22 protein-coding genes are annotated in these 20,504 nt (G+C 61.5%); 16 read left to right on the plus strand and 6 right to left on the minus strand.

Going from position 1 to position 20,504, the window contains the following annotated elements; genetic code table 11:
* The first annotated feature begins 93 nt into the window (after positions 1-93).
* From ACR0E6_RS17385 to ACR0E6_RS17415, 7 genes are all read left to right on the plus strand, one after another.
* Positions 94-1,797 (plus strand): acyl-CoA dehydrogenase, encoded by a 1,704-nt coding sequence (locus ACR0E6_RS17385; protein ID WP_480585590.1) that lies wholly within the window; start codon positions 94-96, stop codon positions 1,795-1,797.
* Positions 1,794-2,843, plus strand: coding sequence for an MBL fold metallo-hydrolase (locus ACR0E6_RS17390; RefSeq protein ID WP_480585593.1), 1,050 nt, complete (start codon positions 1,794-1,796; stop codon positions 2,841-2,843). The genes ACR0E6_RS17385 and ACR0E6_RS17390 overlap by 4 nt, the downstream gene beginning before the upstream one ends.
* 3 nt (positions 2,844-2,846) lie before the next feature.
* Positions 2,847-3,299: a DUF6173 family protein gene (locus tag ACR0E6_RS17395; RefSeq protein WP_170522157.1), complete on the plus strand. Its 453-nt coding sequence runs from the start codon at positions 2,847-2,849 to the stop codon at positions 3,297-3,299.
* 57 nt (positions 3,300-3,356) lie between these two features.
* Entirely contained in the window at positions 3,357-5,195 is a 1,839-nt protein-coding gene (locus tag ACR0E6_RS17400) for a glycerophosphodiester phosphodiesterase family protein (protein WP_480585597.1), read from the plus strand.
* Positions 5,182-5,742: a hypothetical protein gene (locus ACR0E6_RS17405; RefSeq protein WP_480585600.1), complete on the plus strand. Its 561-nt coding sequence runs from the start codon at positions 5,182-5,184 to the stop codon at positions 5,740-5,742. Before ACR0E6_RS17400 ends, ACR0E6_RS17405 begins: the two co-directional genes overlap by 14 nt.
* A 114-nt stretch (positions 5,743-5,856) precedes the next feature.
* Positions 5,857-5,991 (plus strand): aa3-type cytochrome c oxidase subunit IV, encoded by a 135-nt coding sequence (locus ACR0E6_RS17410; RefSeq protein WP_170453178.1) that lies wholly within the window; start codon positions 5,857-5,859, stop codon positions 5,989-5,991.
* Positions 5,992-6,009: 18 nt separating this feature from the next.
* Positions 6,010-6,642, plus strand: a complete 633-nt coding sequence (locus tag ACR0E6_RS17415; protein WP_170453177.1) for a hypothetical protein — start codon at positions 6,010-6,012, stop codon at positions 6,640-6,642.
* Here ACR0E6_RS17415 and ACR0E6_RS17420 read toward each other — a convergent pair.
* Both ACR0E6_RS17420 and ACR0E6_RS17425 read right to left on the minus strand, forming a co-directional pair.
* A complete protein-coding gene (locus ACR0E6_RS17420) occupies positions 6,631-6,963 on the minus strand; it encodes an AzlD domain-containing protein (RefSeq protein WP_170522163.1) in 333 nt (110 codons plus the stop codon). The genes ACR0E6_RS17415 and ACR0E6_RS17420 overlap by 12 nt on opposite strands.
* A complete protein-coding gene (locus tag ACR0E6_RS17425) occupies positions 6,960-7,670 on the minus strand; it encodes an AzlC family ABC transporter permease (protein WP_170633343.1) in 711 nt (236 codons plus the stop codon). The genes ACR0E6_RS17420 and ACR0E6_RS17425 overlap by 4 nt, the downstream gene beginning before the upstream one ends.
* Here ACR0E6_RS17425 and ACR0E6_RS17430 point away from each other — a divergent pair.
* Genes ACR0E6_RS17430 through ACR0E6_RS17450 form a run of 5 tightly spaced genes read left to right on the plus strand, consistent with a single transcriptional unit; the run spans position 7,669 to position 12,403 of the window.
* Positions 7,669-8,610: a formate dehydrogenase accessory sulfurtransferase FdhD gene (locus ACR0E6_RS17430; RefSeq protein ID WP_480585604.1), complete on the plus strand. Its 942-nt coding sequence runs from the start codon at positions 7,669-7,671 to the stop codon at positions 8,608-8,610. The genes ACR0E6_RS17425 and ACR0E6_RS17430 overlap by 2 nt on opposite strands.
* A complete protein-coding gene (gene mobA / locus ACR0E6_RS17435) occupies positions 8,603-9,259 on the plus strand; it encodes a molybdenum cofactor guanylyltransferase MobA (protein WP_480585606.1) in 657 nt (218 codons plus the stop codon). Before ACR0E6_RS17430 ends, mobA begins: the two co-directional genes overlap by 8 nt.
* Positions 9,256-9,747: a molybdopterin-guanine dinucleotide biosynthesis protein B gene (gene mobB / locus ACR0E6_RS17440; RefSeq protein ID WP_480585609.1), complete on the plus strand. Its 492-nt coding sequence runs from the start codon at positions 9,256-9,258 to the stop codon at positions 9,745-9,747. Before mobA ends, mobB begins: the two co-directional genes overlap by 4 nt.
* The gene (locus ACR0E6_RS17445; RefSeq protein ID WP_480585611.1) at positions 9,744-11,813 is read left to right on the plus strand and encodes a molybdopterin-binding protein; all 2,070 of its coding nucleotides are present in this window, start codon (positions 9,744-9,746) and stop codon (positions 11,811-11,813) included. Before mobB ends, ACR0E6_RS17445 begins: the two co-directional genes overlap by 4 nt.
* Positions 11,810-12,403 carry a GNAT family N-acetyltransferase gene (locus ACR0E6_RS17450; RefSeq protein WP_480585614.1) on the plus strand — a complete coding sequence of 198 codons (594 nt, stop codon included), beginning with the start codon at positions 11,810-11,812 and terminating at the stop codon, positions 12,401-12,403. Before ACR0E6_RS17445 ends, ACR0E6_RS17450 begins: the two co-directional genes overlap by 4 nt.
* Before the next feature lie 10 nt (positions 12,404-12,413).
* Here the strand turns inward: ACR0E6_RS17450 and ACR0E6_RS17455 are convergent, their stop codons facing one another.
* The 3 genes from ACR0E6_RS17455 to ACR0E6_RS17465 form a co-directional block, all read right to left on the minus strand.
* Positions 12,414-13,409: a hypothetical protein gene (locus ACR0E6_RS17455; protein ID WP_480585617.1), complete on the minus strand. Its 996-nt coding sequence runs from the start codon at positions 13,407-13,409 to the stop codon at positions 12,414-12,416.
* Between the two features lie 14 nt (positions 13,410-13,423).
* Positions 13,424-13,894: a transcription elongation factor GreA gene (gene greA, locus ACR0E6_RS17460; RefSeq protein WP_170453169.1), complete on the minus strand. Its 471-nt coding sequence runs from the start codon at positions 13,892-13,894 to the stop codon at positions 13,424-13,426.
* 235 nt (positions 13,895-14,129) lie between these two features.
* On the minus strand, positions 14,130-14,510 hold the full coding sequence (locus ACR0E6_RS17465; protein WP_480585620.1) for a VOC family protein: 381 nt from the start codon (positions 14,508-14,510) through the stop codon (positions 14,130-14,132).
* Positions 14,511-14,599: 89 nt separating this feature from the next.
* Here ACR0E6_RS17465 and soxR point away from each other — a divergent pair, with 89 nt between their 5' ends.
* The 4 genes from soxR (at position 14,600) to ACR0E6_RS17485 (ending at position 19,465) form a co-directional block, all read left to right on the plus strand.
* Entirely contained in the window at positions 14,600-15,055 is a 456-nt protein-coding gene (gene soxR / locus ACR0E6_RS17470; protein WP_170453167.1) for a redox-sensitive transcriptional activator SoxR, read from the plus strand.
* 135 nt (positions 15,056-15,190) lie between these two features.
* The gene (locus ACR0E6_RS17475; RefSeq protein WP_480585623.1) at positions 15,191-16,837 is read left to right on the plus strand and encodes an electron transfer flavoprotein-ubiquinone oxidoreductase; all 1,647 of its coding nucleotides are present in this window, start codon (positions 15,191-15,193) and stop codon (positions 16,835-16,837) included.
* A gap of 101 nt (positions 16,838-16,938) precedes the next feature.
* Complete coding sequence (locus ACR0E6_RS17480; protein ID WP_480585626.1) at positions 16,939-18,654, plus strand: tetratricopeptide repeat protein; 1,716 nt, start codon at positions 16,939-16,941, stop codon at positions 18,652-18,654.
* Entirely contained in the window at positions 18,644-19,465 is an 822-nt protein-coding gene (locus ACR0E6_RS17485; RefSeq protein ID WP_480585630.1) for a 4-(cytidine 5'-diphospho)-2-C-methyl-D-erythritol kinase, read from the plus strand. Before ACR0E6_RS17480 ends, ACR0E6_RS17485 begins: the two co-directional genes overlap by 11 nt.
* On the opposite strand, the gene ACR0E6_RS17490 is transcribed toward ACR0E6_RS17485, so the two are convergent.
* The gene (locus ACR0E6_RS17490; protein WP_480585633.1) at positions 19,458-20,456 is read right to left on the minus strand and encodes a polyprenyl synthetase family protein; all 999 of its coding nucleotides are present in this window, start codon (positions 20,454-20,456) and stop codon (positions 19,458-19,460) included. The two genes, ACR0E6_RS17485 and ACR0E6_RS17490, sit on opposite strands and share 8 nt — an antisense overlap.
* Positions 20,457-20,504: the final 48 nt, after the last annotated feature.

Raw genomic sequence — 20,504 nt, forward strand, 5'->3', positions numbered from 1 at the left:
GGTAATGCACCCAAGCCTTGATGCATACCGGTGCCGGGCCGGAATTCCAAGCCCGCCTGCGCAATACCGGTCAGACAGCCCCCGAGGGACAACATGACATACCGCGCACCGATTTCAGACTACGAGTTCCTGTTTCAAAATGTGGTCGAATTCGATCAGATTGCGGCGACCGAAAGGTTTGCCGATGCCAGCCCCGACGTCGTCAGCGCGATCCTGTCCGAGGCGGGCAAGATGTGTGAAGAGGTTCTGGCCCCACTGAACGCCACCGGCGATCTGAATCCGGCACGGTTGGAGGATGGCGTGCTGCACAGCCCGCCCGGTTATGCGGATGGTTGGGCCGCGATTGCCGAGGGCGGCTGGATCGGGATCAGCGGCGACCCCGAGCATGGCGGTATGGGCCTGCCGATGACCGTCACCTCCGCCGTGAACGAGATGATGAGCGCGGCCTGCCTGTCACTGCAGGTGGCCCCGCTGATGAGCCAGGGGCAGATCGAAGCCCTGCAGCATCATGCCAGTGATGCGCTCAAGGCGCTGTACCTGCCCAAGCTGATGACCGGTGCGTGGTCGGGCACAATGAACCTGACGGAACCGCAGGCAGGCTCGGATGTGGGGTCGCTGACATCGAAGGCCGAACCCAACGGTGATGGAACCTATGCGATCTCGGGGCAGAAGATCTTTATCTCATGGGGTGACAACGACTTTGCCGAAAATATCTGTCATCTGGTGCTGGCACGCTTGCCGGATGGGGTGCCGGGCACCAAGGGGATTTCGCTGTTCCTGGTGCCCAAGTTCATCCCGGATGCCGATGGCAACCCGGGTGCGCGCAATGATCTGAAGGTTGTTTCGATCGAGCATAAGCTGGGTCTGCACGGCTCACCCACCTGTGTGATGCAATATGACGGCGCAACCGGTTGGCTGGTGGGGCAGGAACATGGCGGCATGGCAGCCATGTTCACCATGATGAACAACGCGCGGCTGGGCGTGGGCGGGCAGGGCATCGGTGTGGCCGAAGCCGCCTATCAGCACGCGCTGGCCTACGCGCAGGATCGCAAGCAGGGCAAAACCCCTTCAGGGACAATCATTGACCACGCCGATGTGCGCCGAATGGTCGCCGATATGCGCGCCGATACCTTTGCGGCCCGTGCGATCATGCTGGCCAATGCTGCCGCTATCGACATGGCTGAGGCGACCGGCGACGCTGATTGGGTGGCCCGCGCTGCATTGCTGACCCCGATCTCCAAGGCGTTCGGGTCCCGCACCGGGATGCGCGTGTCCGAAACCGGCATTCAGGTCCATGGCGGCATGGGCGTGATCGAGGAAACCGGGGCGGCTCAGTTCTACCGCGATGTCCGTGTGACCGCGATCTACGAAGGCACCAACGGTATTCAGGCGATGGACCTTGTCGCCCGCAAGATGATGGACGGTGGCGAAGCTGCCTCTCGCCTGCTGGACGAGATCGAAGATCACGCCGAACAGGCCCGCGCCACTGTGCCAGATCTTGCAGGTCCCGTGTGGGAGGCGACCGAGTCCCTGCGCGAAGCAACCGAATGGATGGTGTCACAGGGCAACATGAATGACCGCTTTGCCGGGGCGCTGGCTTATCTGCACGCCTTCGCGCGGGTTCTGGGCGGGCATTTCCATCTGAAAGCCGCCCTGGCGGACCCAAAGGGCCCACGTGGCAAGCTGGCGCGCTATTACATCAAAGCGCTGCTGCCCGAATATACCGGCCTGCTGGCGCAAGCGCAGAACGGGTCGGTGGACCTGTTTGCCCTTAGCGCGGATGATCTGTCGGCATGATGGACGACCTGCACTCTCCGGCCATCCGCTACCCCTGGCCCGAGCCGCCTGCACCCGGCGAGGCCACGCGGATTGCCGAAGATGTGCTGTGGATCCGACTGCCGCTGCCGATGGCGCTGGACCATGTGAATGTCTACGCGCTGGATGACGGTGACGGCTGGACCATCGTCGACACTGGGATGTCGTCGCGGAAAACCCGCGCGATCTGGCAGGATCTGATGTCCGGGCCGCTGGGCGGCAAACCCGTCCACCGGGTTGTGGCCACGCATCATCACCCCGATCACATCGGCAACGCGGGCTGGTTTCAGTCCGAATACGGCGCTGAACTGGTGACCAGCCGAACCGCATGGCTGTTCGCGCGCATGCTGACGCTGGACGTGCAGGAAAGCTGGCCGCAGGAAACGCTGGATTTCTACCAAAGCGCCGGAATGGCGGCCGAGGTTCTGGATAAACGCAAAGCCGACCGCCCCTTTAACTTTGCCGACAGCGTCTACCCCATGCCGCTTGGGTTCACCCGCATCCAGCAGGGCGACGTGTTCCGCATGGGCGGGCGGGACTGGGACGTGCATATGGGCAACGGCCACGCGCCGGAACATGTCACGCTCTGGAGCCGCGACGATGATCTGGTTCTCAGCGGCGATCAGATCCTCAGCTCGATCAGTCCCAATCTGGGTGTCTACGCGACCGAGCCCATGGCCGACCCGATCTCGGGCTGGCTGGAGGCGTGTGAACGGCTTGCAACCCTGGCGCGGCCCGAACATCTGGTTCTGGGCGGGCACAAATTGCCGTTCACTGGCCTGCCGCTGCGGATGCGGCAGTTGATCGACAACCATCACGGTGCGCTTAAGCGCTTGTTGAAAGACCTGACCGAACCCAAAGCCGCCGCCGAGTGTTTTGCGCCCCTGTTCAAACGGTCGATCGGCGAGGGGGAATATGGCCTGGCCCTGGTCGAAGCGGTTGCACATATGAACCATCTTTACCACATTGGAGCTGTCACCCGGACGCGCCGCGCAGACGGTGCCTGGGTCTACCAACGCAAAGGGTAAAGAATGCAGGACGAGATCGAAACCTCAGCCGAAGCTGCCGAAGCGGCGGCCCTGCCGCGCTGCTACGAGGTCCACGCCAACCCCGAGGCCGAATCCGGTTCGAAAACCCTGCCGGAACCCTTGCAACAACCGGTCGAGACCAAAAGCCCGGCCCAATGGGCATACGAACGTCTGATCCTTTACATCCAGAACTTTGAAAAGACGCTGGATGGAGATCAGGAGGTTGCGATGGGCTTCACCGGCGGTGACGCGGGTGTCATGCGGATCGAAGGGATGGGGTATTTCGATCCCGACGTCATCACCTTCTACGGCTCGGATGGGTCGGGCGCCCGCACCCAGCTGGTGCAGCATGTCAGCCAGTTGAACGTCATGCTGCGCGCCTTGCCGAAATCGGTCGAGGACAAGCCCGCCAACCGAATCGGATTCCGTCTGGCCGCAGATCTGGAAGAAAGCTGACTTGCAATTCACGCTTTCGCAGCCTTGAATGAGTAAACCGTTCAGGAGGCCGCGCAAGTGTCAGATTTCTCAGCCGTTACACATGCCTATGGTGCCGCCTGGCGGCGGCGGCGTGTCTTTGTGCCCGTCTACCTTGCCGTCCGCCTGTTGCTGATTGCGCTGATTGCACCGGGCGTGGCGGCGGCGGTCAATCTGGCGGTGTCCCTGTCCAATCAAACGGCCCTGACGGATCAGGACATCGCAGCCTTCATTCTGTCCCCCGCCGGGTTCATCGCGGCACTTGTGGTGCTGAGCCTGTTTCTGATGGCCGAGGTTTTTGTCTTTGCGGTCATGGCGGGTTCGCTGCGCATGGGCGAACCTGATCCGTGGCGCGCAGGCAGCTCTTCGATCCGCCTGGTTCTGTCGCGCCTGCCCGCGCTGTTCAACTTTGCAGCGCGCTTTATCCTGCGCGTTCTGCTTCTGGCGCTGCCCTTTCTGGCCATTTCCGGCCTGATCGCGTGGTGGTGGCTGACCGAATATGACATCAACTACTACCTGACCTTCCACCCACCCGCCTTCTGGATCGCTGTGTTGATGATCGGGGCGGTGATGCTTGTAATGGCATGGGTCCTGATCCGCAGGCTATCGGCCTGGGCGCTTTCGCTGCATCTGGTATTGTTTGAAAACGTTCACCCGGCGCATGTGTTCAATATCAGCGCATCGCGGATGGAGGGTAATCGAGGCCGTCTGAAACTGTCGCTGGTGCTGTGGCTGGCCACGCGCCTAGTCATCGCGGCAGTGATTGCGTGGGTTGCGGGTCTCCTGTTTGCACTGGTGCCATTGCAGGGCAGCGGTCATCTGCGACTGGCCTTGATCTACAGCCTGGTCATTGCGGGGCTTTGGGCCTTGGCCGGTTTGGTGCTGGCGGCCACGGCGCTGGGCGCTTTGGCGGTTTTGCTGGACCGGTTCTTTGAACCGCAGACAGCCGACCTGCCGCATCCCGAACCGGGGCGTCTGGGGGTGCCGCTGTTCACCGCCGTTGGTCTGGCCTTGGTCGCCGTGCTGGCAGGCATTTGGTTTGGTCAAAACCTGCTGGAACGGGTGCAGGCCCCGGACCGGGCCGAGGTGATCGGCCACCGCGGGGCGGCGGCGTTGCGGCCTGAAAACACCATGGCCTCGGTCCTGAAAGCCATCGAGGACGGCGCGGACTGGGTTGAGATCGACGTACAGGAAACGGCGGATGACGTTGTGATCGTCGCCCATGACAGCGATTTCATGAAACTGGCCGGGGTCAATCTAAAGGTTTGGGACGCCACGATGGAGGATGTGGCCAAGATTGATATCGGCAGCTGGTTTGGCCCCGAATATGCCGATCAGCGCACCCCGACGCTGCGTGAGGTTTTAGAGGCCGCAAAGGGTAGATCCAAGGTTATTATCGAGCTGAAATACTACGGTCACGATATTGATCTGGAGAACCGCGTGGCCGCTTTGGTCGAAGAGTTGGGAATGCAGGACGACATTGCCACCATGTCGCTGAAATACCCGGCTGTGCAGAAGATGAAGGCGATCCGGCCCGACTGGCGGACGGGCGTTCTGGCCGCGACTGCCGTGGGTGATCTGTCCGGGTTGGAGGGGGATTTTGTTGCCGTGAACGCGGCCACGGTGTCGCCAGGGCTGATCCGATCCGTTCAGGATGCGGGCAAGGACATTTATGTCTGGACGGTGAATGACCCGCTGCAAATGTCTGCCATGGCCTCGATGGGGGTGGACGGGCTGATCACCGACCGCCCGGCCATGGCGCGCGAGGTTTTGCGCGTTCGTGCCGAGATGGGACCGGCAGAGCGGTTGCTGCTGTGGCTGGCCACAAGTTTCGGAATGCAGGTCGATACCGAGGCGATGCGCGATGACAGCCCATAAGCTGGCGCTGTTTCTGATCTGCCTGTCGGGGCCTGCCGTCGCGCAGGACCTGATGCGCAGCGTCGAAATGCCTGCCCACCGGGCCTTGATCGCGCAGCGGGGAACGGATCCTCTGACACCGTTTGAAACGGACGGATGCTCGGGCGGGTTGTCGGCCAGTTGGCGCTGGGTGGCAGACACCTTCCCGCAGATCGGTGAGCTGTATCAAGCGCATCCCCCTTGGGAGGAATGTTGCATCATCCATGACCGCGCCTATCACAACGCAGGCGGGGCCCTGCGCGCCGAAGACAGCTTTGACGCGCGGCTTTCTGCGGATCAAACCTTGCGGGCCTGCGTCAAGGCCCATGGCAACAGCCATGCCGAGGAATACGCAGAGCGCTATGAGATGACCCCTGATCAGATCCGAAACGTCCATGCACTGACCGCAGATGCCATGTACGGTGCCGTCCGCTTTGGCGGCGGCCCGTGCAGCGGTTTGCCCTGGCGCTGGGGATTTGGATATCCGGGATGTTCCGTGTTCGGAGAACGCACCCCTGCAAGCGAGTGACGTCATGCCCTGCGCGCAAATGGCATCGTGCACCTGCGCGCGAATGACGTGGTGACAGCCTGACTCTTTTCGATTATCCAACTGGAAAACACGCGAATTGGGATTCTTAGACACATGGCTGACCACAAGCACGGCGAAATGGACATCACCGTCCAGGAAAAAACCTTCAACGGCTTCATCAAGGCCACCACATGGTGCGTGGTTGTCATCGCCTTCCTTTGCTTGTTCCTCGCGGTTTTCGCGTCCTAAGCTGAACCGAGGGCGACTGTGTTCCGGATTTTGATTGCCTGCCTTCTGGCAGCAACGCTGACAGGCTGTGCGGTGTCCGACCGTCCGCAGGCAGATCAGGCCGAAATTGTCGCCCGGTCTTACCGTGACCCCGGGCCGTCTACCCTGACGCTGTACACGATGATCAACACGCGCACCGGTTCCGGCGCGCACACATCCTTGATGATCGGCGGCAGCGAGCGGGTGATCTTTGATCCCGCCGGGTCGTTTCGCGCGGATGTGGTGCCGATCAAGGACGATGTTCTCTACGGGATCACCCCGGCGGTCGAGCAAGCCTATCGCAGCTCACACGCGCGCGAATCCCATTATGCGCGCATCCAAACGATTCAAGTGAGCCCTCAGCAGGCCGAAATCGCGCTGCAGCTGGCCAAGCAAAGCGGTCCGGTTGCAGGCGCGTTCTGCGCAAACTCAACCGCCCGGATATTGCAGCAGGTGCCGGGGTTCGAGCAGATCGACGTCACGTTCTACCCGGTGAAGCTCTCGGATCAGTTCGGGCAATTGCCCGGTGTCGTGACGGAAGAATACCGCGAGAATGACGATGCCGATCTGCAAAAAGGTCTGGCCGCGAACAATGCGCGCCTGAACCAGTTGGATGCGACGTCAACCCAATAGGAACAGCAACCCGTAAAGGGTTGCCGCGCCGGTGAAAATCGCGGCAAGGACGTTTTTTGTCAGAACTCCGACCGATAATGCGACTGCGGCGGCCGCCATGCGCGGTATGTCGGGTTGCCCTTCGGTTGCCGTGGGCCAGACGACCAGTGGCGCAATCAGGGCCGGAATGATGGCAACCGCTGTGTAGCGCAAATGCCGCAACAGCCATGGTGGCATTGGACGGTCGCCAACCAGCCCGATAAAGGCAAAGCGCAGTGCAAAGCTGCCGACGGCCAGCCCGACGATGATGGTCCAGATGGTGACCGGGTCGACCTGTGTCATGATTTCTTCCGCTCCAGCATCAGTTCGGCTTGCGCCCCGGCCACCATCCCCGCCGCTCCGGCGATCAGCAAACCCAGATTGAATGGGACGGCAACCGTCAGCAGTGCGACGACAATCGCAACCAGCGCGGCGACCACATGCGCCAGCGTCCGCATCATCGGGCCCACCATGGCCAGAAAGGTGATCGGCAGCGCAAAATCCAGTGCCCAGCTTTCAGGGATTTGTGCCCCAAGAACCGCACCAAGATAGGTGGTGAGCATCCAAAGCGGCGTGATCGGCGTGACCGACCCGAAGAAATACGCCATGCGCTGAGGCACGGTCATCCGGGGTTCTTTTTCGAACCGCACCACCGAGCAGGCATAGGACTGATCCACGATCAAATAGGCCGCGCAGGCCCTCTGCCACAGGGGTGCCGCTCCCAAATAAGGGGTGAGCGAGGCCGAATACATCGCCACCCGCAGGTTTACCGCCAATGCGGAGGCCAGAATAATGATGGTCGGCGCATTATCCTGCAGCAACTGCAGGGCGGCAAACTGTGCGGCGCCTGCAAAAACCGTGATCGAGAAGGCCATTGTCTGAACGATGTCCAGCCCGGCCTCGGTCGCGAAAACGCCGAACAGGGTCCCGAAGGGCATCGCCACGAAGATGAACGGTGTCCCGTCGCGAAAACCCTTCCAGAAGTATGACTTGGATGTGGCGGTTGCCATGGCTAAATCCTATGGTGTCCGCAGAAGAAGTAGCGGTCTTGGGAAAGGGTTGCAATTGGCCACGGAACTGGATGTCACGGACTACATCATCGCCCCAGACCCCGGCGCGGCCCGCCTGACCCGCGCGGTGGAAGGCGTGGACCAGAATGGCGAAGTCAGCCAGATCTCGGTGGTCGAGGAGCGCCCGTTGACGATATTCCTAAACTCCCAGGAAATCGTCACGGCGATGACAATCGGCGACTATCCGGAATATCTGGCGCTGGGCTTTCTGCGCAATCAGGGCATGCTGCTGGCGGATGATCAGATCACGCGGGTCGACTATGACGACGATCTGGAAACCGTCGTGGTCCGCACGGCGCGTGAGACGTCCTATGAGGACAAGCTGAAGAAAAAGACCCGCACCAGCGGCTGTGCCGTGGGCACCGTGTTTGGCGACATGATGGAGGGGTTGGAGGACGTGCGCCTGCCGCAGGTTCAGGTACGAACCTCGTGGCTGTATGACCTAGCCGCCAAGATCAACCGCACCCCATCACTGTACCTTGAGGCCGGAGCGATCCACGGTACGGTGCTGTGCCGCGAGAACCGCCCCTTGGTCTATATGGAGGACGTGGGCCGCCACAACGCGGTCGACAAGATTGCAGGTTGGATGCTGTCCGAGGGTGAGGCGGCGGAGGACAAGATCCTCTACACCACCGGGCGGCTGACATCCGAGATGGTGATCAAAACGGCGATGATGGGCATCCCGGTTTTGGCCTCAAGGTCCGGTTTCACCGCATGGGGCGTCGAGATCGCGCGCGAGGTCGGCCTGACCCTGATCGGCCGGATGCGCGGGCAGCGGTTTGTGTGCCTGTCGGGTGACGACCGGCTGTTACGGGACGTAGACCCGGCCAGCGTCGCGGTAGAGGACAGGAAACATCGACGGAAGAGTGCGAATGGGTGAACCACCACGCAAACCCCTTGGCATTATCCTCGCAGGTGGTCTGGCCACCCGTATGGGCGGGGGCGATAAGGGGTTGTTGGAAATCGGCGGGCAAAACCTGTTGTCTCATGTTATCGAGCGGTTGTCTCCGCAGGTCGATCATCTTGCCCTCAACGCCAATGGCGACCCCAAACGGTTCGCTCATCTGAACTTGCCGGTCCTGCCGGACACGATCGAGGGCTTTGCCGGTCCATTGGCGGGCGTTCTTGCCGGGCTCGATTGGGCGGCCGAGCAGGGCGCGGACAGTATCGTGACTGCCGCCGCAGATACGCCCTTTTTCCCACGCGATCTGGTGGATCGGTTGACCGCCACAGCGCGGGGGCAGACGTATCCGCTGGTGTTGGCGACGACGCCGCGCACGGGTGAGGAGGCGTTGAAATCCGGCGGCGGCAAGCGGGTGAACCGGCACCCGACATTTGGCCTCTGGCCGGTGGCGCTACGCGATGATCTGCGTGCGGCGTTGAACGATGGTCTGCGTAAGGTCGTGCTGTGGACCGATCAGCACAACGGGCGCGAGGCTTTGTTTCCGGCTGACCCCTTTGATCCGTTCTTCAACGTCAATACGCCGGACGATTTGGCGCTGGCCCGGAAACTGTTGGAGCAGGCATGAGGGTTTACGGCGTCACCGGTTGGAAAAACGCGGGCAAAACCGGGTTGATGGAGCAGCTGGTGGCCGAGGTCACCGGGCGCGGGTTCACCGTTTCAACCGTCAAACATGCGCATCATTCCTTTGATGTCGACCAGCCCGGGCGCGACAGTCACCGTCACCGAATGGCGGGCGCCAGCGAGGTGCTGCTGGCCTCGGGCCAGCGCGTGGCCCTGATGCAGGAATTGCGCGGCGCGCCGGAACCTTCGCTGGAGGCTCTGCTGGCGCGTCTGTCGCCGGTCGATCTGGTGCTGATCGAAGGCTACAAACGCGAGCGTCACCCCAAGGTCGAAGCCTTCCGCGCTGAGCCAGGCAATGATCTGATCGCGACCCGAGACGACACGATCCGCGCGGTTGCCAGCGATACGCCTCTGGACCTGGATCGCCCTGTTTTCGACCTGAACGACACAAAGGCAATTGCGGATTTCATCCTGTCCGAGGTCGGTTTGTGAGCCTTTTCGACAGCTTTGCGATGGTGGACTGGTCGGGTGGTAACGATACCGGACCGCGCCCGCGCAAAGACGCGATCTGGGCTTGTGTGGTGCGCGAGGATGCCGTGCAGGCGCTGGACTATTTGCGCAACCGTCAGGTCGCCGAGGACTGGTTGCGCAGGCTGATCGAGACCGAACTGGCCGAAGGTCGCCGCTTGCTCCTGGGCTTTGATTTTCCCTTTGGCTACCCCAATGGCTTTGCCAAGGCGATCACGGGGACAAGTGACCCCTTGGCTTTGTGGGATTGGTTCGGGGCGCAGATCGAGGATTCTCCGACCGCCAACAACCGCTTCGATCTGGCGGGGCGGATCAACCGTCGGTTTGGCGGCAAAGGTCCGTTCTGGATGAACGCCCTGCGGCGCGAGGTTGACGGATTGCCGCGCACCAAACAGGATTATCACAACCCGTTCCCGGATCGCCGCGTTGTTGAGACGCTGGCCAAAGGCAGTTTCACCTGTTGGCAGATGGCCGGGGCGGGCGCGGTGGGCGGTCAGGTGATGATGGGCCTGCCGGTTCTGAACCGTTTGCGGCAGGCTTATGTGGGCAAGATCGCCGTGTGGCCGTTTCAGCCGCTGGACAGGCCCGTGGCTTTTGTCGAGATCTGGCCCTCGCTCAAGCTGGGGAAGGCTCCGCCGGATCGGATCAAGGATGCGTGGCAGGTTGAACAGGTCGCATTGACACTGTCGCGCTTGACGGATCAGGAATTGGCAGAGCAATTGACTGTCACAGCCCCAGAGGAGGGGTGGATTTTGGGTGTACCGCAAAACAAACCGACCATAGCGCCGCCGCCATTACGAAACGATTGTTTCGCCTTGCCTGCAGGCGTGAACTGGACGCCGGTGGATGAGGCATTGGCGCTGTTGCGGGATCGGTTGCGACCGGTAACAGGGTCCGAGACCGTGCCCTTGGCGCAGTCTATGGGTCGGGTTCTGGCCGAGGACGTGGTGGCGCAACGCTCGAACCCGCCGCAACCCAATACGGCGGTGGACGGCTATGGCTTTGCAGGTCCCGCCGCAGACGGCGCGCAGGTGATGCCCCTGACCGAGGGCCGCGCGGCTGCGGGCATTCCCTTTGACGGGTCCGTGCCTGCGGGCCATGCGCTGCGCATTCTGACCGGGGCCGCTTTGCCCGAAGGTGTTGATACCGTTGTTCTGGAAGAGGATGTGACCGTTCAGGACGGCCATATCGCCTTTCACGGGCCCATAAAAAAGGGCGCGAACACCCGCCGCGCTGGCGAAGATGTTGCGCAGGGTGACACCGCCTTGCCCGCCGGGCGCAGGGTGACACCGGCCGATGTGGCGCTGCTGTCCGCCGTCGGTATCGCCGAGGTTCCCGTTCGCAAACCTCTGCGCGTCGCGGTTCTGTCCACCGGGGATGAACTGGTCGAGCCAGGCGATGCAGTGGGTGCGGGTCAGATATTCGACGCGAACCGCCCGATGTTGCTGTCCTTGTTGGAGCGGATGGGGTTTGAGCCCGTCGATATGGGCCGCGTGGCAGACGACCGCGATGTGTTGCGCGCGCGGCTGGATGAGGCGGCAGAACAGGCGGATGCCATCCTGACCAGCGGCGGCGCATCGGCGGGGGATGAGGATCACGTCTCGGCCCTGTTGCGCGAAGCGGGTGCGATGCAGGAATGGCGGATTGCGCTGAAACCCGGACGCCCCCTGGCGCTGGGCATGTGGTCGGACACGCCGGTCTTTGGCTTGCCCGGCAACCCCGTGGCCGCGATGGTCTGCACGTTGATCTTCGCCCGCCCGGCTTTGTGCCTGATGTCGGGCGAGGGCTGGATCGATCCGCAAGGCTTCGACGTGCCCGCCGCGTTTGAGAAGCGTAAGAAACCCGGTCGTCGCGAATACCTGCGCGCGCGCCTGCGCGAGGGCAAGGTCGAGGTCTTTCACTCGGAAGGGTCGGGCCGGATCAGCGGGCTCAGCTGGGCCGAGGGGCTGGTCGAAATCGAAGACGGCGCACGGCACATCCAGCCGGGCGATCCGGTGCGGTTCACTCCCTACGGCAGTTTCGGGCTATGACCGTAACCGTCTCGCAAGGATTTACCGAGGCGGAACGATCCAAGGCCGCAGCCCTGTTCTGGCAGGCATTTGCAGCCAAACTGCACAAGGTCATGGGCCCCGATGACAAGGGGCTGGCCTTTTTCGAACGCGCGCTGGCCCCGGACTTTGCATTGGTCGCGCGGGATTCGTCTGGCCGGTTGCTGGGCCTTGCGGGGTTCAAGACGACCGAGGGCGGGTTGGCGGGCGGAAGTCTGTCGGACCTCGCGCGCGTTTATGGCTGGTTTGGCGCGCTGTGGCGCGGCATGGTGCTGAGCGTGCTGGAGCGGGACCTGAAACCCGGCGTGTTTCAGATGGACGGCATCTTTGTTGCCGCCGAGGCGCGCGGGCAGGGCGTCGGGACGATGCTGTTATCCGCGATCAAGGACGAGGCGCGCAACAGGGGCATGGCCGAGGTGCAGTTGGACGTGATTGACACCAACCCGCGCGCACAGGCCTTGTATGAACGCGAAGGTTTCAAGCCGGTGAGCTATGAAAAAACCGGTCCGTTCCGCCATCTGTTCGGGTTCAGCAGTGCCACCAAGATGAGCTGGGCGGTCACGCCTGCCTAGGGTCCTGACCCTAGTCGAAGGTCCCCGCAACGCGGCCCACCAGCATGAAGGCCCGTGCCGTTCTGGTGTCGCCAAGCGCGGTCAGTTCCGCGTCGCTGGCATCAGGTTCAAACTCGACAATCATATTGTCGAAGCGCCGCAGGAAGTGATGGGCTGCATCCCGGAAGATCGGGTCCTGTTTCATTCGCGCGGCGGTCAGTGCCAGCGAAGACCGGTCCCGGATCCCGCCCAGGGCCGCAACGGACCGCCCGCGCGCGCCTTGGGCAAATTGCCGCCAGATTTCGGGCCGCGCCATGTCGGGGCGCAGGTCGTCCATATAGATGCCCTCCTGGCTGAGCAGGGTCAGCACATCCTGCGAGGCCTGCACCAGTTGCGCGGTCTTGCGGTCTTTCAACGCCATTCGCAGGGCATTGAAGCCTTCGGTGTCTTTCTCGGTCTCGGGGAAATTCAGGGCGCGGATAAAGGTGTCGGTTGTCAGGGGCGGCGCGATGTCTTCGGCGGTGGTGCCAAGCGCCAAAGATGTCTGATCGCCCGGAGCCAGCGTGGGCTGGCCGCCCGACGCAGGCTCTCGCCGTTTGGTCGAAAAGGTGGCCAGAGCATCCTCGGCCTTCTTCGTGGCAGCGGCGATTTCGTTCAGTTTCTTGGCAACCGCAGGCTCAACGGAACTGGCCGCCCGCTGCTGTTGCAGGACATAGGCTTGTCGGATCGCGTCAATCGCCGTCTGCAACCGCGCGCTTTCCTCGCGCATCACACGGCTGGCCCGCATCGCTGTGGCCGCAACCCAGATCATCGCCACCGGCATGAACACCGCCAGGAAGGTTACGATGAACCCGCTGCCTTGCGTCTGGTCGGGCAGCACCAGAAACACAACCGACACCACCAGCCAGATGACGCTGAGCACACCTGCGGCGATTTCGATCGAGGTCACGCCAGTCCGCTCGGGGCGATCATAGATGCCCAGAGAGGTCGGCCGTTCGGTTTCCTGGTCAGGTTGGGTCCCCGACATATCAGACGCTCCGGTCAGGCGTATTCGATGCTCAGAACTTCGTAAGACCGCACACCACCGGGGGTGCGAACCTCGACACTGTCGCCTTCGTCCTTGCCGATCAGGGCGCGGGCCATGGGCGATTTGATATTCAGCAGGCCGTTTTCGATATTGGCCTCATACTCTCCGACGATCTGCCAGGTCTTTTCTTCGTCGGTATCTTCATCGACCAGCGTGACTTTGGCGCCGAACTTGATCGCACCGGACAATTTGGCAGGGTCGATCACGTCGGCCAGCGACAGGATGCCTTCCAGTTCCTTGATGCGGCCTTCGATAAAGCCCTGCTTTTCGCGGGCCGAGTGGTATTCGGCGTTTTCCTTCAAATCACCCAGTTCCCGCGCCGAAGCGATGGCTTCGATGATCGCCGGACGCTCGACGGATTTGAGGTTTTTCAGCTCTGCTGCCAGCGCGGCATTGCCCGCAGGCGTCATTGGAATCTTTTCCATAGTCTTGTGGTCCACGCATAAATTGAGCCGCCCCGCCGCAGGGAAAGCGTCGGGGCGAATGATGGGTCGTTCAGTACCTGACCCAAATGGGGCGTGAATTGCAAGAGGCCAAGGGGCAGTCAGCGTTCGATTCGCGACTTAGCGCCGTTCAGGTGGGGACGGTTCGCGCCTGTGACGGTGATCCGGGGGCTTGTTGCGCCGCCAGCAGCGCGAAGGGGTGCAAAGCCACAGCATATCAATCATATTGCACCACTTCGAACTCGATGCCGTTGTCATCGTCGAAATAGAACCGTCTGCCTGGTTCGTAATCGGCGTGGTTATGCGGTGTGAACCCGGCCTCGCGCACCTTGGCTTCGGTGGCGTCGATGTCTTCGACCAGAACACCGACATGATTCAGCCCGCCGACGATGTCATAGCTGCTTTCGCCTGCGGGTTTCGGGTCACTGGGCGCATAAAGCGCCAGATAGGTGTGCTGGCTGCCGACATGAACGGTATAGCCGCCCGCGATGGCGGGGCCTTCCCAGCGGATCTTCCAGCCAAAGACCTTTTGCATCCAAGCCGCCGATGCCTGCGGGTCGCGGACGGTGAAATTGGTGTGTTCAAGCGTCGCCATCATGGGATCTCCTTTGCGAATTTGCTGCTTGTCACGACTCAGCGTAATTTCTAAACCTAACTTTAGGTCAAGATACTTTTTGCGAGGGTTCTATGGCGGTTTCCGAAGGGCTGGCAATTGGCGCATTGGCCCGGCGCACGGGGTTGGCGGTGTCAGCCATCCGGTATTACGAGGCGCAGGGCCTGATCGCGCCCTGGCGCAACGCAGGCGGGCAGCGGCGCTATCAGCGGGCCGATATAAGACGGCTGAGCTTTGTGATGATCGCGCAGCAATTCGGTCTGACCCTGCCGGAAATTCGCGAGGTTCTGTCCGGCCTGCCGGGCAACCGCACGCCCACGCCGCAGGACTGGAAGGATATCAGCATCACCCTGCGCGCTCGGCTGGATCAGCGAATCGATACTCTGATGCGGTTGCGCGACAATCTGGACGGGTGCATCGGCTGCGGCTGCCTCAGCCTGCCGAAATGCGCGCTTTACAATCCTGATGACCGGGCCAAGTCCCATGGTAGCGGTCCCAGATACCTGATGGGGGACGCTCCGGATACATAACTGCCGCATTGCAGCAATGTTACGCCGTGTTTTGATTGACCAAGGTCTTTCGGACCGGGTAATCACCCGTGAAACAAAATTGCGCAGACCACGCAGTGAAAGCGCCAATTCGGAAAGTTAGCTAAGGAGCCCGCGATGGCCGAGATTGAACGCGAAGCGATGGAATACGACGTAGTGATCGTGGGCGCTGGCCCTGCGGGTCTGTCTGCGGCCATCCGTCTGAAACAGCTTGATGCCGACCTGAACGTTGTTGTTCTGGAAAAAGGCTCGGAAGTGGGTGCGCATATCCTGTCGGGCGCGGTGCTTGACCCTTGCGGGCTGGACGCGCTGATCCCGGACTGGAAGGAAAAAGGCGCGCCACTGAACGTGCCGGTGCATGAAGACAATTTCTACATGCTGGGCGAAGCCGGTCAGATCCGCATCCCCAACTTCCCGATGCCGCCGCTGATGAACAACCACGGCAACTACATCGTGTCGATGGGCAATGTCTGCCGCTGGATGGCCGAGCAGGCCGAGGAACTGGGCGTGGAAATCTTCCCCGGCATGGCCTGTTCCGAGCTGGTCTATGGCGACAATGGCGAAGTCAAAGGCGTGGTCGCCGGTGTCTTTGGTCTGGAAGCCGACGGCACTTATGGCCCGAACACCGAGCCGGGCATGGAACTGCACGGCAAGTATGTCTTCCTGTCGGAAGGTGTGCGCGGTTCGCTGTCCAAGGAAGTCATCGCCAAATACGACCTGCAGGCCGGTAAGGAAGTGCAGAAATACGGCGTCGGCATGAAAGAGATCTGGGAGATCGACCCGGCCAAGCACAAAGAAGGCAGCGTCACCCACACCATGGGCTGGCCTTTGGGCAGCAACGCAGGTGGCGGTTCCTTCATCTATCATCTTGAAAACAATCAGGTCTATGTCGGTTTCGTGGTTCACCTGAACTACAAGAACCCGCACCTGTATCCGTATATGGAATTCCAGCGCTTCAAGCATCACCCGATGGTGGCTGAGCTGCTGAAAGGCGGCAAGCGCGTCGCTTATGGTGCCCGTGCGATCACCGAGGGCGGCTATCAGTCAATGCCCAAGTTGGTGGCACCCGGCGTGGCGCTACTGGGCTGTTCGGCGGGCATGGTCAACGTGCCGCGCATCAAGGGCAACCACAACGCTATGCTGTCGGGTAAAGCCGCGGCCGAGGCTGCGTTCGATGCCATCAAGGCCGACCGTTCGGGGGATGAACTGACCGCTTATGAGACCGACGTGCGTGATGGTGCCATCGGCAGCGACCTGAAAAAGGTGCGCAACGTCAAGCCGATGTGGTCGAAATGGGGTCTGACCGCCTCGCTGATGCTGGGTGGCCTGGATATGTGGACCAACACGCTGGGCTTTTCGCTGTTCGGCACGCTGGGCCACGGCAAGAACGACGCGGACTCGACCGAGGATGCCAGCAAGCACAAGCCCATCGACTATCCCAAACCCGATGGCACGCTGTCCTTTGACCGCCTGACCAACGTGTCCTTTGCGGCCACCAACCACGAGGAAGCCCAGCCTTGCCACCTGCGCCTGGCCGACCCTGAGATCCCGATGAAGGTCAACCTGCCCAAGTTCGACGAACCGGCGCAGCGCTACTGCCCCGCGGGTGTGTATGAGATGGTCGAGGATGAAAACGGTCCGCGATTCGTCATCAACTTCCAGAACTGCGTCCATTGCAAAACCTGCGACATTAAGGATCCCAGCCAGAATATCACCTGGACCACGCCGCAGGGTGGGGACGGCCCGAACTATCCCAACATGTAAGCAAAAACACGGGCACTGGCAGGGTCGTGAAGGCTCTGCCATTGCCTCTTGCTGGCCAAGGCCCTAGCTTATCGCCCAGTCAATGACAGCAAGGCAGGCTTTTGGTGATTTCCATTGTTCGTCGCACGGTATTGGCCGTGTTGCTCTCTTCTTCCGTTGCGGTTCCGGTGTCTGCGGATACAGGCGCAGGCTCTTATCTGGCTGGGCGTCAGGCGATCTATGAAAGCGATTATGCGGCGGCCGAGAAATACTATGCTCAGGCACTGAAATTCGACCCCCAGAACGCGCTGCTTCTGGAAAGCGTTGTCGTCGCACGGCTTGCGCTGGGTGAGGTCGAGCGCGCCCTGCCCGTTGCGCAGTCAATTGAAGAGGCGAACCTGCCCAGTCAGGCGGCGCGGATGGTGGTCGCCGCCAACCTGATTGCCGATGATAATCTGGCCGAACTGTTGGCCCGCGATCCTGAAACTCAGGGTGTTGGGCCATTGGTCGATGGCTTGATGATGTCCTGGGCCTATCTGGGTCAGGGTGAGATGACCAAAGCGATGGAGCAGTTCGACACGGTCTCCACCCAGAACGGATTGCGCGAGTTTGCGTTTTACCACAAAGCCATGGCGCTGGCCTCGATCGGGGATTTCGAAGGGGCCGAGGCGATTTTTGCGGAAAATGACGGCGCTATTGCGCAGTTTTCCCGTCGCGCTGCGATGGCGCGGGTCGAGGTCTTGTCACAACTGGACCGCAACGCCGACGCATTGGCGTTTCTGGATGACGTCTTTGCGGCGGGCAGCGATCCGTCCATCGAGGACTACATCAGCCGTCTCACAGCCGGTGAAACCTTGCCTTTCACCCATGTGCGATCGGCACGTGATGGGATGGCTGAGGTGTTTTTCTCGGTCGGCGCGGCACTGAATGCCGAAGCCTCGCCCGACTATGTCTTGCTTTACGCGCGCATGGCCAGCTTCCTGCGCCCGGATCATGTAGATGCTATTTTGCTCAGCGCCGAGTTGCTGGACGAGCTGAACCAATACGATCTGGCGGTGGATGCCTATCGTCAGGTGCCCGCAGACAGCAATGACCATCACGCTGCCGAACTGGGCCGGGCCGAGGTTCTGGGACGATCCGGCAAAACGGATGCCGCCATCGAAGTGCTGCAGAATCTGGCTGCGCAAAAGCCAGACCTGCCGGGCGTTCATGTCGCGCTGGCGGATATTCAGCGCCGGGAAGAGAATTACACGGCGGCGGTGGCCTCTTACGACACAGCCATTGACCTGACCGAGACGGAATCCAGCGGCAACTGGTTCCTGCATTACGCTCGTGGAATCTCGCACGAGCGTCTCAAGCAATGGGATCAGGCCGAGACCGATTTCCGGCGCGCGTTGGAATTGAACCCCGATCAGCCGCAGGTGTTGAACTATCTCGGCTACTCGCTGGTCGAACGGCGCGAAAAGCTGGACGAGGCGCTGGATATGATCGAGCGCGCCGTGGCTGCGCGCCCGGACAGCGGCTATATCGTCGACAGTCTGGGTTGGGTCCTGTTCCGCCTTGGTCGCTATGACGAAGCGGTCGAGCATATGGAGCGTGCCGTTGAACTGATGCCGGTTGATCCGGTGGTCAATGACCATCTGGGCGATGTCTATTGGGCTGTCGGTCGTGCGCGCGAGGCCGAGTTTCAATGGAAACGGGCACTGTCGTTCATCGACCCCGAAGATACCGACAGCGAGGCCGATCCCGAACGCATCCGCCGCAAGCTTGAGGTTGGGCTGGACGTGGTTCTGGCCGAGGAAGGCGCTGATCCATTGAAGGTCGCCAATGGCAACTGAGGCCTTCGCGCCCGCCAAAATCAATCTGACCCTGCATGTCACCGGCCAGCGCGCGGATGGCTATCATCTGCTCGATTCCCTTGTGGCTTTCGCGGATGTGGGGGATCAGTTGGAATTTGCGCCGGGGCCTGACCTGTCGATCTCGGTTACCGGAGAGCACGCAGCGGGCGTTCCCACCGACAGTCGCAACCTGATCTGGAAAGCGGCCGAGGCTGTGGGGTGGACGGGAAATGTTTCGTTGAACAAGGTCCTGCCGCATGGCGGCGGGATTGGCGGTGGCTCATCTGACGCTGCGGCCATGCTGCGCCATGCGGCGGGTCAGGGCATCGAAATCCCTGCAGAGCTGCCGGTTGCGCTTGGTGCAGATATTCCGGTTTGCATGGTTGCCCAAGCGTCCCGGATGCGTGGTATTGGCGAGCAGGTTGCGCCGATGGCCCTGCCTGTATTGCCTGCATTGCTGGTGAATCCCGGCGTTGAAGTCCCTACGGGGTCTGTTTTCAAGGCCATGGAAACCCGAGTCAATCCGGGAATGCCGGATGATATTCCCGCGTTTGACGACGTTGGGGCGTGTGCCGATTGGCTGTCCGCCCAGCGAAACGATCTGCAAGGTCCCGCTGTGGCCATTGCCCCACAAATCGGGCGGGTGCTAGAGGAATTGGCGGCCACGCGCGATGTGTTGCTGACGCGAATGTCCGGCTCAGGCTCGACCTGCTTTGCGCTTTTTCCGTCGATGAAGGCGGCCCATTTCGCGGCCTATGAGATCGGTGCGGCCCATCCCGATTGGTGGTGCCGCGCGACCCGGCTTAGTTAAGCCGCGACACCACGTAATCCGCCAGATCGCGCAGCAGGGTGCGAACCTCGTGATCCGGCAGCGCGTCCAGCGAAGCCTTGGCCTTGTTGGCCCATCCCAACGCGTCCTGGCGGGTGGCTTCAAGCGTCTGGTACTTGTCCATCAGGCCAAGCGCGTGGTCCAGATCGCCCTCTTGCTGGCGGCCCTTTTCAATGGTGCGCTCCCAGAAAGCACGCTCATCCGCTGTGGCTTGTGCGACTGCTTTGATCACCGGTAGTGTCAGTTTCCGCTCGCGGAAATCGTCGCCGATATTCTTGCCGGTTGTTTTGCTGTCGCCCTGATAATCCAGAAGATCGTCGGCAATCTGGAAGGCGATACCCAGCGCGTCGCCATAGTCGAATAGCGCCTGCACCTGCAGGTCCGAAGCCCCGGCGATGACGCCACCCACCTCGGTCGCGGCTGAAAACAGCGCCGCTGTCTTGCCGCGTACGACCTGCAGGTAAACACCCTCATCGGTGCCCAGATCGGTGGCGGCGGTCATTTGCAGCACTTCACCTTCGGCAATCGTGGCCGAAGCGTTGGCCAGAATGTCCAGAACGCGCAGCGATCCGGTTTCGACCATCAACTGAAAGCTGCGGGAGAACAGATAGTCGCCCACCAACACGCTGGATTTATTGTCCCAGAGCAGGTTCGCCGTGGGCCGTCCACGCCGCTGGGCGCTTTCGTCGACCACATCGTCATGCAACAGGGTTGCGGTATGGATAAACTCGACCGTCGCCGCCAGTCGCACATGATGCTCGCCCGTATACCCAAACAACCGCGCTGCCGCCAATGTCAGCATCGGGCGCAGACGTTTGCCGCCCGCTTCGACCAGATGCGCGGTGACCTCGGGGATGCGGGGCGCGTGCTCTGATGCCATCCGCGTCTGGATCAGCGTATTCACCGCCTCCATCTCGGCGCTCAGAATTTCGGCGAGCCGCTCATGCGGTTTCGAGATTGTGCTGATGTCCATCACACTCCTGATACAAGGCTCGACTTCTGTCCTGCCTTACCCTTACAT

This window comes from Ruegeria sp. AP12 (genome assembly GCF_056540025.1).